This is a genomic window from Amycolatopsis acidicola (assembly GCF_007713735.2).
Lineage (GTDB): Bacteria > Actinomycetota > Actinomycetes > Mycobacteriales > Pseudonocardiaceae > Amycolatopsis_E > Amycolatopsis_E acidicola.
Genome location: NZ_VMNW02000059.1, coordinates 15,330 through 28,291 on the forward strand (window position 1 = coordinate 15,330; position 12,962 = coordinate 28,291).

At 70.1% G+C, this 12,962-nt stretch carries 16 protein-coding genes; 6 read left to right on the forward strand and 10 right to left on the reverse strand.

From position 1 onward, the window contains the following. Positions 1 to 320: 320 nt before the first annotated feature. Both FPZ12_RS30315 and FPZ12_RS30320 read right to left on the reverse strand, forming a co-directional pair. A complete protein-coding gene (locus tag FPZ12_RS30315) occupies positions 321 to 1,202 on the reverse strand; it encodes an alpha/beta fold hydrolase (RefSeq protein ID WP_144759927.1) in 882 nt (293 codons plus the stop codon). Further along, positions 1,199 to 2,098, reverse strand: coding sequence for an AurF N-oxygenase family protein (locus FPZ12_RS30320; protein ID WP_144759924.1), 900 nt, complete (start codon positions 2,096 to 2,098; stop codon positions 1,199 to 1,201). Before FPZ12_RS30320 ends, FPZ12_RS30315 begins: the two co-directional genes overlap by 4 nt. A 48-nt stretch (positions 2,099 to 2,146) precedes the next feature. On the opposite strand from FPZ12_RS30320, the gene FPZ12_RS30325 reads away from it, so the two are divergent. After that, complete coding sequence (locus tag FPZ12_RS30325) at positions 2,147 to 2,914, forward strand: TetR/AcrR family transcriptional regulator (RefSeq protein WP_144759921.1); 768 nt, start codon at positions 2,147 to 2,149, stop codon at positions 2,912 to 2,914. Further along, a complete protein-coding gene (locus FPZ12_RS30330) occupies positions 2,904 to 3,221 on the forward strand; it encodes a DUF4873 domain-containing protein (protein WP_144759919.1) in 318 nt (105 codons plus the stop codon). The genes FPZ12_RS30325 and FPZ12_RS30330 overlap by 11 nt, the downstream gene beginning before the upstream one ends. Positions 3,222 to 3,328: 107 nt before the next feature. On the opposite strand, the gene FPZ12_RS30335 is transcribed toward FPZ12_RS30330, so the two are convergent. Next, complete coding sequence (locus tag FPZ12_RS30335; RefSeq protein ID WP_144759917.1) at positions 3,329 to 3,559, reverse strand: DUF3107 domain-containing protein; 231 nt, start codon at positions 3,557 to 3,559, stop codon at positions 3,329 to 3,331. A 46-nt stretch (positions 3,560 to 3,605) separates the two neighbouring features. Beyond that, positions 3,606 to 4,253: a ferritin-like fold-containing protein gene (locus tag FPZ12_RS30340; RefSeq protein WP_144759914.1), complete on the reverse strand. Its 648-nt coding sequence runs from the start codon at positions 4,251 to 4,253 to the stop codon at positions 3,606 to 3,608. Positions 4,254 to 4,621: 368 nt separating this feature from the next. Between FPZ12_RS30340 and FPZ12_RS30345 the strand changes: the two genes are divergently transcribed. From FPZ12_RS30345 to FPZ12_RS30355, 3 genes are read left to right on the forward strand one after another with little or no spacing between them, the layout of a single operon-like run. Beyond that, entirely contained in the window at positions 4,622 to 6,238 is a 1,617-nt protein-coding gene (locus tag FPZ12_RS30345; RefSeq protein WP_243770100.1) for a DEAD/DEAH box helicase, read from the forward strand. Between the two features lie 36 nt (positions 6,239 to 6,274). Then, entirely contained in the window at positions 6,275 to 7,678 is a 1,404-nt protein-coding gene (locus FPZ12_RS30350; RefSeq protein ID WP_144759911.1) for an Rv3212 family protein, read from the forward strand. Beyond that, entirely contained in the window at positions 7,675 to 8,517 is an 843-nt protein-coding gene (locus FPZ12_RS30355; RefSeq protein ID WP_144759908.1) for an alpha/beta fold hydrolase, read from the forward strand. Before FPZ12_RS30350 ends, FPZ12_RS30355 begins: the two co-directional genes overlap by 4 nt. A gap of 329 nt (positions 8,518 to 8,846) precedes the next feature. On the opposite strand, the gene FPZ12_RS30360 is transcribed toward FPZ12_RS30355, so the two are convergent. The 6 genes from FPZ12_RS30360 to FPZ12_RS30385 all read right to left on the reverse strand — a co-directional run bounded on the left by FPZ12_RS30360 (position 8,847) and on the right by FPZ12_RS30385 (position 12,379). Then, positions 8,847 to 9,173, reverse strand: a complete 327-nt coding sequence (locus tag FPZ12_RS30360) for a hypothetical protein (RefSeq protein ID WP_144754733.1) — start codon at positions 9,171 to 9,173, stop codon at positions 8,847 to 8,849. Continuing rightward, positions 9,170 to 10,027 carry a RecB family exonuclease gene (locus tag FPZ12_RS30365; RefSeq protein WP_166462963.1) on the reverse strand — a complete coding sequence of 286 codons (858 nt, stop codon included), beginning with the start codon at positions 10,025 to 10,027 and terminating at the stop codon, positions 9,170 to 9,172. The genes FPZ12_RS30360 and FPZ12_RS30365 overlap by 4 nt, the downstream gene beginning before the upstream one ends. A gap of 17 nt (positions 10,028 to 10,044) precedes the next feature. Further along, positions 10,045 to 10,665: a MarC family protein gene (locus tag FPZ12_RS30370; protein WP_144754739.1), complete on the reverse strand. Its 621-nt coding sequence runs from the start codon at positions 10,663 to 10,665 to the stop codon at positions 10,045 to 10,047. Positions 10,666 to 10,670: 5 nt separating this feature from the next. Then, positions 10,671 to 11,540 carry a PHP domain-containing protein gene (locus FPZ12_RS30375; RefSeq protein ID WP_144754742.1) on the reverse strand — a complete coding sequence of 290 codons (870 nt, stop codon included), beginning with the start codon at positions 11,538 to 11,540 and terminating at the stop codon, positions 10,671 to 10,673. 73 nt (positions 11,541 to 11,613) lie between these two features. Continuing rightward, complete coding sequence (locus FPZ12_RS30380; protein WP_144754745.1) at positions 11,614 to 12,174, reverse strand: PH domain-containing protein; 561 nt, start codon at positions 12,172 to 12,174, stop codon at positions 11,614 to 11,616. Positions 12,175 to 12,184: 10 nt separating this feature from the next. Next, positions 12,185 to 12,379: a hypothetical protein gene (locus FPZ12_RS30385; RefSeq protein ID WP_166462959.1), complete on the reverse strand. Its 195-nt coding sequence runs from the start codon at positions 12,377 to 12,379 to the stop codon at positions 12,185 to 12,187. A gap of 138 nt (positions 12,380 to 12,517) precedes the next feature. Between FPZ12_RS30385 and FPZ12_RS30390 the strand changes: the two genes are divergently transcribed. After that, positions 12,518 to 12,904 carry an NUDIX hydrolase gene (locus tag FPZ12_RS30390; protein WP_144754748.1) on the forward strand — a complete coding sequence of 129 codons (387 nt, stop codon included), beginning with the start codon at positions 12,518 to 12,520 and terminating at the stop codon, positions 12,902 to 12,904. Positions 12,905 to 12,962 lie beyond the last annotated feature (58 nt).

Consider the following 12,962-nt stretch of genomic DNA (forward strand, 5'->3'; position numbering starts at 1 on the left):
GCAGGCGTGTTGGCATCCCCAAGCCCGCGCACGCGTTCGCCCGTGCCGTGCGCGTGTCGCCGCCTCCCGCGCGTCTTGGCCGCTCCCGTTGGCGTCTTGGCCACCGAGGCGGCAAACACGCGCCCGGGAGGGGCCAACACGCCCGCAGGAAGGGCCAACACGCCGACGGGAGGGGCCAACACGCCAACACGCGAGTTCCCGCGGGCAAAACGGCCGCGTGCCCTCCCGCCCCCTCCGGCGGAAAGGCACGCGGCCGTCCCCCTGCCCGAACGCTCGCTACCGGTCTGCGAACGTCCCGCCCCCAGCGTCTTCACGCCACCTCACTCCAGCAGCTTCCGCAGCCTCGCGGCCACGGCCTCGCTCCGTTCGTACGTCAGTTCGTGCCCGGCGCCGGGGAACAGCACGAACTCCGCTTCCGGCAGCTCCTGCGCGATCACCTTCGCGTGCGACACCGGCGTGAGCCGGTCCCGGTCGCCGACCAGCACCACGCTTCGCTTGTCCTTCAACGTCGCCAGCGCCGCCCGCCGGTCATGCCTGGACATCGAGTCCCGGAAACCGCCGACACTGCCCGGATGCGCGCGCAGGAACTGCGCCGTCATCGCCCGCACGTCGGCACGCCGCACCTTCCGCCCGAACGCCAGCCATTTCGTCGCGGGCCTGGCGAGCACCGCCGGAATCGGCAAATACTCCTTGCCGTAGCGGGAAAGCGTCACTCCGAGCCGCTTGTCCACCCGGATGGCCGCACGCCCGGCCGCCCCACGCAAACCCAGCGTGAGCTTGTCCATGTTGGAACAGGAGGTGGAGATGAACGCGACCGCGTCGACCCGCTCCCCGACCAACTCCGGGTGACGTTCGGCGAGCGCCATCAACGTCATCCCGCCCATGGAATGCCCGACCAGCACGAGCCTGCCCTCCGGCGCGCGCGCCGCGATCAGTTCGGCGAGGTCATCCGCCAGCTGCGCGAGAGTGGCCGTGCCCGGCGCCGCGGGCATGGAACCGCCGTGCCCGCGGTGGTCGTAGCGCAGCACCGCGACGTCCGGCGGCAGCAGCGGCAGGATCGGGTCCCATTCCGTCAGATCCTGGGTCCACGCGTGCACCAGCACCATCGTGGTTTCCGCCTGCGCCGGCCCCGATGTACGCACATGCAACGCCGTGCCGTCGGTGGTCACGAAGCGCCCGCCCGGCGCGATGGTGCTCGTCATTTCGCGAGCAGGAAAGACTTGCGCCACAACCGCATCCCCGGCGCGCCGACGAGTCCCGCTTCGTCGAGGAAGGCCATGATCCGCTCCCCGGACCAGCGGATCGTCTCCTGCCAGTGCGGGTTGTGCATCGCGGCTTCCCACGCCTCACGCGGGCGCAGGCCGACGGCCTTGTAGACGGCCGGGTTGATCAGGCTGCGGGTGATCGCGAAGCTGACCACGGCGAGCAGCCAGCGCTGGTAAGGCAGTTCGGCCTTCGACAGCTTCGCCATGCCGCGGGTGACCTCTTCGCGGGCGAAGGTGACGTGCCGGGCCTCCTCGAGCACGTGGATCCGGTTGACCATCCGCACCAGCGGCTGGATCGTGTCGTCGGCCATGCTCTCGCGCTGGATGCGGTCGAGGATCTCCTCCGCCACCAGGATCGAGCCGTAGAGCGCGGGGCCGTAGCCGATGGTCGGCAGCAGCTTGCCCAGCCGGTGCACGATGCTGACCGGACCGTACGCCGGCGCGCCGACCGCCTCGACGGAACGCGCGAACATGGTGGAGTGACGGCATTCGTCGGCGATCTCGGTCAGCGCGTACTGCGCGTGCCGTGACGTCGGGTCCGAGTTGTAGACCTCCTTGAGCAGCAGCTGCATCAGGAGGACCTCGAAGAAGATGCCGTTGCTGGCGATACTCGCGAGCTCGTGCTTGCCGAGTTCCAGCCGCTGCTCCTGGGACATCCGGCCCCACAGGCGCGTCCCGTAGAGGGAGCTGCGTTGTTCCAGCTGGAACGGCATGTTCTCCGGCAGCGGAGCCGCCCAGTCGATGTCGACCTCGGGGTCGTAGAACTTGTTCGCCGAGGACTTCAGCAGCCGGTCGGCGGTCTTCTCCCGCCCCGGATCGAGTGCCCGCGTCATCGCGCCTCCCGGTTTGTGTAACTTCGGGTAACAGTTACCTTTGGTAGCATGAGCGCCGTGACGGATCGTGTCAAGCGTGGTGCCAAGACCCCCAAGGCCGGCGAGGCCGCGACCGGCGACGCACGGCGGGACCGATGGCGCAAGCACCGGGTGGCCCGCCGGGCGGAGTTCGTCGAGGCCGCGCTCAAGGCGCTCGACGAGAACGGGCCCGACCTCGCGATGGAGGACGTCGCGGTGGCGGCCGGGGTGACGAAACCCGTGCTGTACCGCCATTTCGCGGACAAAGCCGATCTGTACGTCGCGCTCGGCCAGCGCGGCACGGAGCTGTTGTTCTCGCGGCTGGTCCCGGCGATCAACGCCGAACTGGCGCCGGTGCCGCGGATCCGGATGGCGCTCGACGCGTTCTTCGGCGTGATCGAGGAACACCCCAACCTCTACCGCCTGCTCGCCCGCGGCTCGTTCGAAAAGCCGGTCGACGCGGACGTGGTGGCCGAGGACAAGGAACTGATCGCGACCGCGCTTTCCGCGCTGCTGGGCGATTACATGCGGATGTTCGAGATGGACTCCGGCGCGGCCGAGCCGTGGGCGTACGGCATCGTCGGGATGGTCCAGAACACCGGTGAATGGTGGCTGGAACGCCGGTCGATGAGCCGGGACAGCGTGGTGGAGTACCTGACCCAGATCATCTGGGCCGCGATAGACGGGTTGTGCCGGCAGCGGGGCGTGGTCATCGACCCGAACCTGCCGCTGGAGGAGAACAAGGTCGTCCTGTTGTCGGCGGCCCCGGACCACACGGAGGGCAAAGATGCCGGCTGAAGACGAAGACGGCTACACCGGTTCCGCGACGCTGCTCGTCGAGGGCAGCGAGTTCGAGGTCGAAGTCGAACTGCGGGGCCATTTCCAGCCGATCGACGGCTACTACCGCTGGTACGGCCGCATCCAAAAGCACGACGGGCTGCACGAGCTGGCTGGCGGGCGGAAGAAGAAGGCCGAACTGCGCACGCCGGAGGGCTCCGCGCACGGCGAGATCTCCGACCCGGACCCGTGGGGCCGCTACCGGATCCTCGGCAGCAGCACGCCGCCCTTCACAGTGCCGACTTCGCTGGCGGAGCTTGCGGGCTGAGCGGGGCGCGTGGAAATGGCTTGGCGAAGCCATTTCCACGCACGCCCCCGGAAACGCCGCGAGGGGTGTCCGCCCGTGGCGAACACCCCTCGTGAAACTCCCCGGAGCTACGCCCCGACGGCGAACCCGACCTTGCGCACGTCCGTCGGCGCGATCTCCACGTAGGCGATCCGGTCGGACGGGACGAGGAACTTGCGCCCCTTCTCGTCGGTCAGGCGGAACACGCCGTCGGTGGCCTTCAGCGCGTCGGCGACCAGCGCCTCGACCTCGTCGGCCGACTGGCCACTGGACACCACCAGCTCACGAGGGGTGTCCTTGATGCCGATCTTGACCTCCACGTGCGACCTCCGCCTAGTCCTGTTGCCAAGTCCTGCGTGCTCCAGGCTAACCGAGCCCGAGCTTCTGCATCCGTTTGGTGTGCCCCTGTTGCAACCGGCGGAACAGGCCGGCGATTCCCGAGAGATCCCCCGAACCGGACACGATCAGCTCGGCCAGCCCGTCACGCTCGGCGACGACGTACTGCGCCTGGGTCAGCGCCTCCCCCAGCAGCCGCCTGCCCCACAGCGCGAGCCGGTCCTTGCTCTTCGGGTCCGCCTGGATCCCGGCCGCGACCTCGCGCTCCGCGAACGCCGAATGCCCGGTGTCGGCGAGCACGGTGAGCACGAGGTCCTTCGTCTCCTCGTCCAGCCAGCTGCCCACCTCGCGGTAGAGATCGGCGGCCAGCCCGTCCCCCACATAGGCCTTGACCAGCGATTCCAGCCAGGTCTTCGGCGCCGTGGACGCGTGCCAGGCGTCGATGTGGTCGACGAACGGCGACATCGCGTCCTCGACCATGACCCCGTGCTCGGCGAGATGCCGGGCGAGCTGGTCGTAGTGCCCGATCTCGGCGGCGGCCATCGACGCGAGCGCCGCCCGGCCGGACAGGGTCGGCGCGGTGCGCGCGTCCTCGGCCATCCGGTCGAACGCGGACAGCTCGCCGTAGGCGATCACGCCGAGGAGGTCGACCACGCCTTCACTGATCTCTTCGCTCACAGGCCTGAAGCCTAGTCACAGCTGGAAGAGACCAATCCCACGTGGACACGCCGGACCGAAATGCCGAGGCCAGGGTGGGTGCCGCTACACTCGATGCTGTATAGACGAGAGCTTCCGCTCCAGAGCTATCGCGTCCCCTCTGAGGCACAGCGCCTCTCACCTGGGAAAACACGCGGAGCGGACTACGAGCCGCAGGAGTTGCGGCTCACGAACAACACAGTGTGCGTGCACGCCTCTTGTTCGGCATTCCCGCGAATCCCAGATCCCGCGGTCGAGTGCCAGGACCCGACCAGGCCGTGTGCGCTGGTACGAGAGAGGCGATCACACTGACCGCGAGCACTTCCGACAACCGAACAGAAACCGATCCGGTGGCGCTGGAGCACAGCGAAAGCGGCCTGCCGGAGTCCGACACCTCGCATCCGCTGCAGGCGGGTGCCGAGGTCGAGGACGAGAACCCGACCTTCGCCGAGTTCGGCGTCCGCCCGGAGATCGTCCGCGCGCTGAACGAGGCCGGCATCGAGCGCACCTTCGCGATCCAGGCGCTGACCCTGCCGCTCGCGCTGGCAGGCGACGATCTCATCGGCCAGGCCCGCACCGGCATGGGCAAGACGCTGGGCTTCGGCGTCCCGCTCCTGCAGCGCATCACCACCCCGGGCGACGGCACGCCGCAGGCGCTCGTCGTGGTGCCCACCCGTGAGCTGTGCCTGCAGGTGGCGCACGACCTGACCGACGCCGCGAAGCACCTCGGCGTGCGCACGCTGGCGATCTACGGCGGCCGCCCGTACGAGCAGCAGATCGACGCGCTCCGCAAGGGCGTCGACCTGGTGATCGGCACCCCCGGCAGGCTCCTCGACCTGGCCGAGCAGCGCCATCTGGTGCTGGGCAAGGTCGGCGCGCTGGTGCTGGACGAGGCCGACGAGATGCTCGACCTCGGCTTCCTCCCCGACATCGAGCGCATCCTCGGGATGGTCCCCGAGCAGCGGCAGACCATGCTGTTCTCGGCCACCATGCCGGGCCCGATCATCACGCTGGCCCGCACCTTCCTGAACCGCCCGACACACATCCGCGCCGAGGAGAACGACGCCGGCGCGGTGCACGAGCGCACCACCCAGTTCGTCTACCGGGCGCACTCGCTCGACAAGCCCGAACTGGTCGCGCGCGTGCTCCAGGCCGCGGACCGCGGGCTGACCATGGTGTTCACCCGCACCAAGCGCACCGCGCAGAAGGTGGCCGACGACCTCGCCGAGCGCGGGTTCGCCGCCGCCGCGGTGCACGGTGACCTCGGCCAGGGCGCCCGCGAGCAGGCGTTGCGTGCCTTCCGGTCCGGCAAGATCGACGTGCTGGTCGCCACCGACGTCGCCGCCCGCGGCATCGACGTGGACGACGTCACGCACGTGATCAACTACCAGACCCCGGAGGACGAGAAGACGTACGTGCACCGCATCGGCCGCACCGGCCGCGCGGGCAAGACGGGCGTCGCGATCACCCTCGTCGACTGGGACGAGGAAACGCGCTGGAAGCTGATCTCCGACACGCTGAACCTCGGCATCCCCGAGCCGGTCGAGACGTACTCCACGTCGAAGCACCTGTTCAGCGACCTCGGCATCCCCGAGGACGCCACCGGCAGGCTCCCGCTGGGCAAGCGCACGCGCGCCGGCCTCGCCGCCGAGCCGGAGGAGAAGCTGGGCGGCGGCCGCAACAAGCAGCGCCGCTCCTCGGACACCCCCGCGAGCCGCAACCGCAAGCGCCGTCGCACCCGTGGTGGTGCCGCGTCGGCCGAGGCCATCGAGGCCGCGGACAAGGCCGCGCAGGAAGGCACGGACGAGGACAAGCCGCGTCGTCGCCGCTCACGCGGCGGTGAGAACGCGCCGTCGGCCGAGCGTGGCGAGGCGGGCGAGAACCCGGAGCGTCCGGCGCGCCGGCGTCGCCGCCGCCGCGCGGGCGTCCAGGTAAACGCAGCTGATACACCGGCTTCGGCAGACTGAGCGGGAAGCAGCCGAACCCCCGGGAGACGAAGTCAGGTGAGCGAGCCCGAGGAACCGTCCGAGAACGGTGCGGGACCGGAGTCGTCCGCGCGTGGGCGGCATCGCCGTCCGAGCGACGATTCCGAGGCCACCCAGATCATCGGCGTGGAAGACGTGCTGGCCGGCGCGACCATCTCGGCCGGCCCGCCGCAGCGTCACGTCGCGCCCAAACGCGACAGGCGCTCGCCGTGGAACAGGCCGCGGGACAGGGCGATCACGGCGGTCATCGCGGTGGTCGTGGTGCTGGGCGGTGTGCTGATCTGGGCCGGCAGCGAAAGCCGGGCCACGGTGTCCGAAACGGCCCAGCCCGGTCCGGCGCTGCCCGCTTCGCCCGCGGCTGTGCCCGCCACGCTCAGCGAGCTGTGGCAGGCGCCAAGCGGCGCCACGCCGTCCCCGGTCGCCGACAGCACGGCGGTGATCACCGCGTCCGGCGGCGAGGTCGACGGGCGGGATCCGCTCACCGGTCAGGTCCGCTGGCGCTACAGCCGTGACCTGCCGCTGTGCACGGTGGGCGAAGCCTGGTCGGGCGCGCTGGCGTTGTACCGCAAGGACGGCGTGAACAACGAGAGCGGCTGCAGTGAGGTCGTCGCGTTGGACGCGGACACCGGGCATCGCACGGCGCAGCGCACGGGCAGCGCGCAGCTGGGCACCCGCCTGGCCACCGACGGCACGTACGTCACGGCTTTCGGGCCGACGCTGCTGAACACCTGGCGGGACGATCTCGTCGAGACGGCCGAGTACGGCAAGGTCCCGGCGCTGGTGAATCCGGACAAGCAGCCGCGCGTCGGCTGCACGTATGGCTCGATGACGATGGCCTCCAGCCGCGTCGGCGTGATCGAGCGCTGCCCGGGAGACCCCGGCGACAGGCTCACGGTCTACCGCGCGGTGCCGAAGGAATCCGATTCCCCGCAGGTCAGCTACAGCCAGCTGCTGCCGGGCACCACCGGCCGCATCGTCGCGATGTCCGGCGACTACACCGCCGTGGCCATGGCGAAGGAGCGGCAGCTGGTGCTGTTCGGCTCGGACGGCAATCAGGTCGCCACCTACCCGCTGGACGTGCCCGCCGAGGATCTGGCGCACGACCCGGTGGGCGGCGTGCCGGTCACCTCCAGCACGGCGGCGAACGTCTACTGGTTCACCGGTTCCAAGGTCGTGGCGCTGGCCAGGGACAACCTCACTCCTAAGTGGACACTCAGCTCGGCGCTCGGGCCCGGCGTGCTGTTCGACCACCAGCTCGTGGTGCCGATCCAGGGTGGGCTGGCCGTGCTGAACGAGTCGGACGGCTCGACGATCCGCACGATCGGCGTGGACAGGCACGGCTACACCGGCCCGGTCCGGTTGTCCTCGCTCGGCCCGGTCCTGCTCGAGCAGCGCGGGGACACGCTGGTCGCGCTGCGATGACCGGTCAGCTCTTCGCACACGGCGCGGAACGTGTCGAGCTGCCGGGAAAACTGGCCGCGCTGCGCACCGCGGAGGCGGCCGCGATCGTCCTGCTGGTGCCGGGCTACACCGGGTCCAAAGAGGACTTCGCGCCGGTACTCGGCGGGATCGCGGAGGCCGGTTTTCAAGCGGTGGCAGTGGATCTGCCCGGACAGTATGAATCGCCGGGCCCGGAGGACGAGGCGGAGTACCGGCCCGCTCCCTTGGGCAAGGTGGTGGCCGGGCTGGTGGAGTTCCTTGCGCGGCAAGGAAAGCCAGTCATCTTGCTGGGCCACTCCTACGGCGGCCTCGTCGCGCGGGCCGCGGTGCTCGCGGGCGCGCCGATCGCGGGGCTGACCTTGATGGACAGCGGCCCGGCCGCACTGCCCGACGGTCCACGCCGCGTGGCGCTCGGAGTCGGCGAGCCGCTCCTGCGTAACCAGGGCGTGGCCCCCGCGTACGCGGTGCGCGAGGAGATGAGCGCGCGTTTTCCTTCGTGGGTAAGCCTTCCCACGGAGCTGAAGGACTTCTTCCGGCGCAGGTTCACGTCGTCGAGCCCGTTCGGCCTGCTCGGCATGGCCGAAGGCCTGCGCGACGAGCCCGACCTGGTGCCAGAACTGGCCGCCGCACTGGCCGACCGCCCGCGCCTGGTGGTCGCGGGCGCAGGCGATGACGCGTGGAGCGTCGAGACGCAACAGGACATGGCCGCCCGGCTGACCGCCCCGTTCGCCCTCGTCCCGAACGCCGCCCACTCCCCCAACACCGAAAACCCGTTGGGGCTGCTGGAAGTTCTCCTACCCGCGTGGCAATCCTGGCGCTAGGCGCGGCCCTGGCCCGGCAGGTCCATCACCGGCACACCCGACCGCGCCCCGAGCGGCGCCCGGACGTGCCGGGCCCGCGAAATACACCCCGCCCACACAAGCCCCCATGGCGCGCGCATCCGTCCCTCAACACCGAAAACCCGGCGGGGCTACCGCAAGCTCTCCTACCCGCATGGCAATCCTGGCGCTAAGCACAGCCCCGGCCGATCCACACCACCGGCACACCCGAGCCCCTTGACGCGCGCATCCGCCCCCAACACCGAAAACCCGGCGGGGCTACCGCAAGTTCTCCTACCCGCGTGCCAATCCTGGCGCTAGGCGCGAAACCCTCAGAACCACCAGAACAGCGACAAAGCGGCCGCCGCGATCAACACCACCACGAAACCGGCGGCACCGGCCACGCGTCCCTGGCGCCGATCGGCGACGCGTTGCGCCACCATCGCCAGCACGGCCGCCACCGGGTGCCCGATCAGGTAAGCCGCGCCCGGCCCGGGCGCGGCCAGTGGCAGGCAGATCAGCCCGGCGCCCAGCACGATCACCGCCAGCAGCACGAGACCCGCGGCGAGCGAGCCCGTGAACCCACGCCACAGCCGGCCCGCGCGCGTGTGCTCCGGGCGTTCGGTCGCGATGGCCGGCTCCTCCGTCTCCGTACTCACGGCGCCAGTAGCTCCCAGGGTTTCTTCGCCGGCCCCGCCTGCTGCCCGGCCGGGCAGCTCGGCCGGAAGTCGCACCAGGAACAGCGGATGCCGGGCTCCGCCGGGAACAACACCTCGCCATCCCCGCCGGCGGTCAGCGTATCCGTTGCGACGCGGAGATCCTCGGCCGTTTCCTCCGCGCGGGTGAGATGGCGCCGCAGCGACTCGCCGGTGTGCTCGGCCGCCGCGATGGCGCCCGTCGGCAGGTGGTGCAGCTCGACGCGATGACACGGGCGGCGCAGGGTCCGCGCGGCGGCCACGGCGTACATCGCCAGCGCCTGCGAGCTACGCGCCTCGTACTCGTCGGGCTCGCGCTTGCCGGTCTTGTAGTCGATGATCACCAGCTCGCCGTCGCGCTCGTCGATCCGGTCCGCCCTGCCCTCGATGATCATCGACGGCGGCCGGCCCGGCTCCGGGTTGACCGGCGCGGAAACCCAGCGCTCCAGCCCGATCGGCGTCGGCGAGACGTCGTTGTGCTCGACGTATTCCATGACCCACGCCTTCGCCCGCGCCCGGTACCGCGCGGCCTGCTCGGCGTTCTCGAACCCCGCGTCCTGCCAGTGCTCGCTCACCAGCGCGGCGGCCCGCTCCGGGGTACGGCGCTCCGGCTCGAGATCGAACAGCGCGCGCAAAGCGTTGTGCACCACCGCGCCCAGCGTGCTGTGCGCCCACGGGCCGGTGCGCACGGGCGTCGGCCGGTCCACGTAGTTGAGCCGGTAACGCCGCGGGCAGTCCGCGAAAGTGGCCAGCCGCGCCGGGCTGACCTTCGTCAGCCTGCGCGGTTCGACGGCGAATTCGAACCCCAGTTGTTCCACCACGCGCACCACCGTACTCAGCCGCCCGCGATGAACCCGCGCACGGAGTTGGCGACGAGCTCGACCGCGATCGCGGCCAGCAGCAGACCGGCGATCTTGGCCAGCAACAGGATCCCGCTCTCCCTGATGAGCCGGATGACGAGCCCCGAATACCGCATGCACAGATAGAGCACGAGGTGCACGGCCACGATCGCCAGAGCCAGCGCCACGTAGGCGCTCAGATGCCCGGACGCCTGCTTGACGAACACGATGGTCGCCGCGATCGCGCCCGGCCCGGCGAGCAGCGGGGTGCCCAGCGGCACCAGCGCCACGTTGACGTCCTCGACGGCCTCGGGTTGGGTGCCGCCCTTGCCGGTGAGCAGATCCAGCGCGATGAGCAGCAGGAGCAACCCGCCGGCGCCCTGCAACGCGGGGATCCCGATGCCGAGGTAGCTCAGGATCGCCTGCCCTGCCACGGCGAACAGCGAAATGACCAGCAACGAGACCAGCACCGCCTGGCGCGCGGCCTTGGCCCGCACCGCCGGCGGTTTGCGCCCGACCAGGCTCAGGAACACCGGGACCGTCCCCGGCGGGTCCATGATCACGATGAGCGTGATGAACCCTTCCAGGAAGACGGTGGCGTCGAAGAAGCCGGACAACGCTTTCAGCCGACCACTACCTGCGCGCCGGACGCCTTGTCCAGCAACGCTTCCAGCTGTTCCGGGGCGGTGTTCTCGGCGCCGATCGGGATCGTCTTGTTGGTCCCGTGGTAGTCGCTGGACCCGGTCTGCACGAGCCCGTACTGGCGGGCGAGGTCGCGCAGGATCTCGCGGTCCTCCTCGTCGTGGTTGGGGTGATCCACTTCGATCCCGGTCAGCCCGTGCTCGGCGAGCTTGACGATGGTCTCAATGGAGACGACCCGGCCGCGGCTGCGGGCGAGCGGATGCGCGAACACTGTCACCCCACCGGCCGCGGCGATCATGTCTATCGCGTCCTCGACCGGCGTGTCCCGCCGCGGCAGGTAGTACCCGCGCCCGGGGCCGAGGTAACTCGCGAAGGCCTCGTCGACCGTGCGCACCAGGCCCGCCCGGACCAGCGCCTGCGCGAGGTGCGGGCGACCGGCCGGGGAGTCCTCGGGCAGCAGCCCGAACAGCTCGTCCGCGTCGATGGGCAGGCCGTCCTCGGCCATCCGCTCGGCCATCGCGCGCAGCCGGGTCCGGCGTTCGATCCGCAGCCGCCGCTGTTCGGTGACGACCACTTCCGCCAGCGGGTCGAACAGGTAGCCGAGCAGGTGCACGCTGATCCCGCGCCCGGGGTCGTGCTCGCTCACGCAGGACAGCTCGGCGCCCGGCACCAGGGTGAGCCCCGGTGGCAGCGCCGCGGTGGCCTCGGCCCAGCCGGCGGTGGTGTCGTGATCGGTGAGCGCGACGACGTCCAGCCCGGCCTTGGCCGCTACGGCGACCAGCTCGGCGGGGGTGTCGGTGCCGTCGGACACCGTCGAATGGGTGTGCAGATCTATGCGCATCGAACCCATTCTGACGTATGCGGCGAACCGACCAGCCGGGAAGCCCGGCGGCGGCGTGTCCGCGGGGCGCGGAAGCGCTTTCTCAGCCGACCATCTTCTTGCCGCGCGCCAGGCGCTGGGCCTTGATCATCGAGAAGCGTTCGCTCTGCTTCTGTTTGTCACCGAAGACCAGCTCGGAGATCGTGTCGTAGAACTCCTCGGGCTTGGGCAGGAAGTCGATCCGGTTCAGCGCCTGGATCTGGCCCGCGGACTCGACGACCACGGTGCCGTAGCCGAACATCCGGCCCCACGCCGTGCGCTCGTAGGTCAGGTCGGTCACCTTGCTGATCGGCATCATCGCGACCTTGGTGGTGAACACCCCGCTGGTCAGCACGAACCGTTTGTCCGTGACCACGAGGCGCTCGACCCACCACTCCATCACCTTGAAGGCGAAGATCAGCACGACGACCAGCGCCGCGTACCAGAGGATGTTCTGCACGACGTAGAGCGAGGGCGGGAGGAGGTACGAGACCATCACGCAGATCGCGAGCAGCGCGACGGCCTCGAACACGTCCCAGGCCAGCACGGCCCAGTGCCTGCGGACCCTGACCACCCGCCGCTCGGTGTCGAGCAGGTACTCGTCTGGGTCCCGGGGGGCGAACATGCCCTCAAGCCTAGGAGTTGAACACGTTGCTGACGAAGGTGATCACCGCTTCGGCCGAACTGCGCAGCCAGTCGATGATGTTGCCGACCAGGCTCGCCGCGTTACCCGGCTGGGCAATCACGAAGAACAGGACCAACGCGATACCCACCAGCCCGGCTATCTTCTTCGCGTTCACTACGATCAATCCCGTCTCTTGCTCCGGCATCGGTCAAGCTCACCAGTTAACGTTGTACCGCACTGCGCACCGTTACGGGAGGAAAGTCCCGCGCTTGGGTCAGTGTCCGGACGTGATCGTACCGCACGGCTACTCTCCGTGTACACCTCGGCGGGATACGCTCCGCGAATGGCACTCGTGCGCTGCGTCGGCGGCGTTCTCCACGACCAGGCGGGCAGGCTGCTGCTGATCCAGCGGGGCCACGAACCGGGCGCCGGCCTGTGGTCGCTGCCCGGTGGCCGGGTCGAGCGCGGCGAGACCGACGCGGAGGCCGTGGTCCGCGAGTTACGTGAGGAAACCGGCCTTGACGTGCGGCCGGAGGAGCTCGTCGGGATGGTCACGCGCGGGTCGTACGAGATCTACGACTACGCCTGCGAGGTGCTCGGCGGCACGCTGCGTGCCGGGGACGACGCGGCCGACGCGCGCTGGGTGGATTCCACGGATTTCGCGACGCTGCCGCTCACCGACGGGTTGGCCGACACGCTCCGCAACTGGAACCGGTTACCGCGATGCTGAGGTGACCTTGCCCTCACCCTGGCCCTGGTTCCCGTGATCCGGGACTGGAACGGGTTGC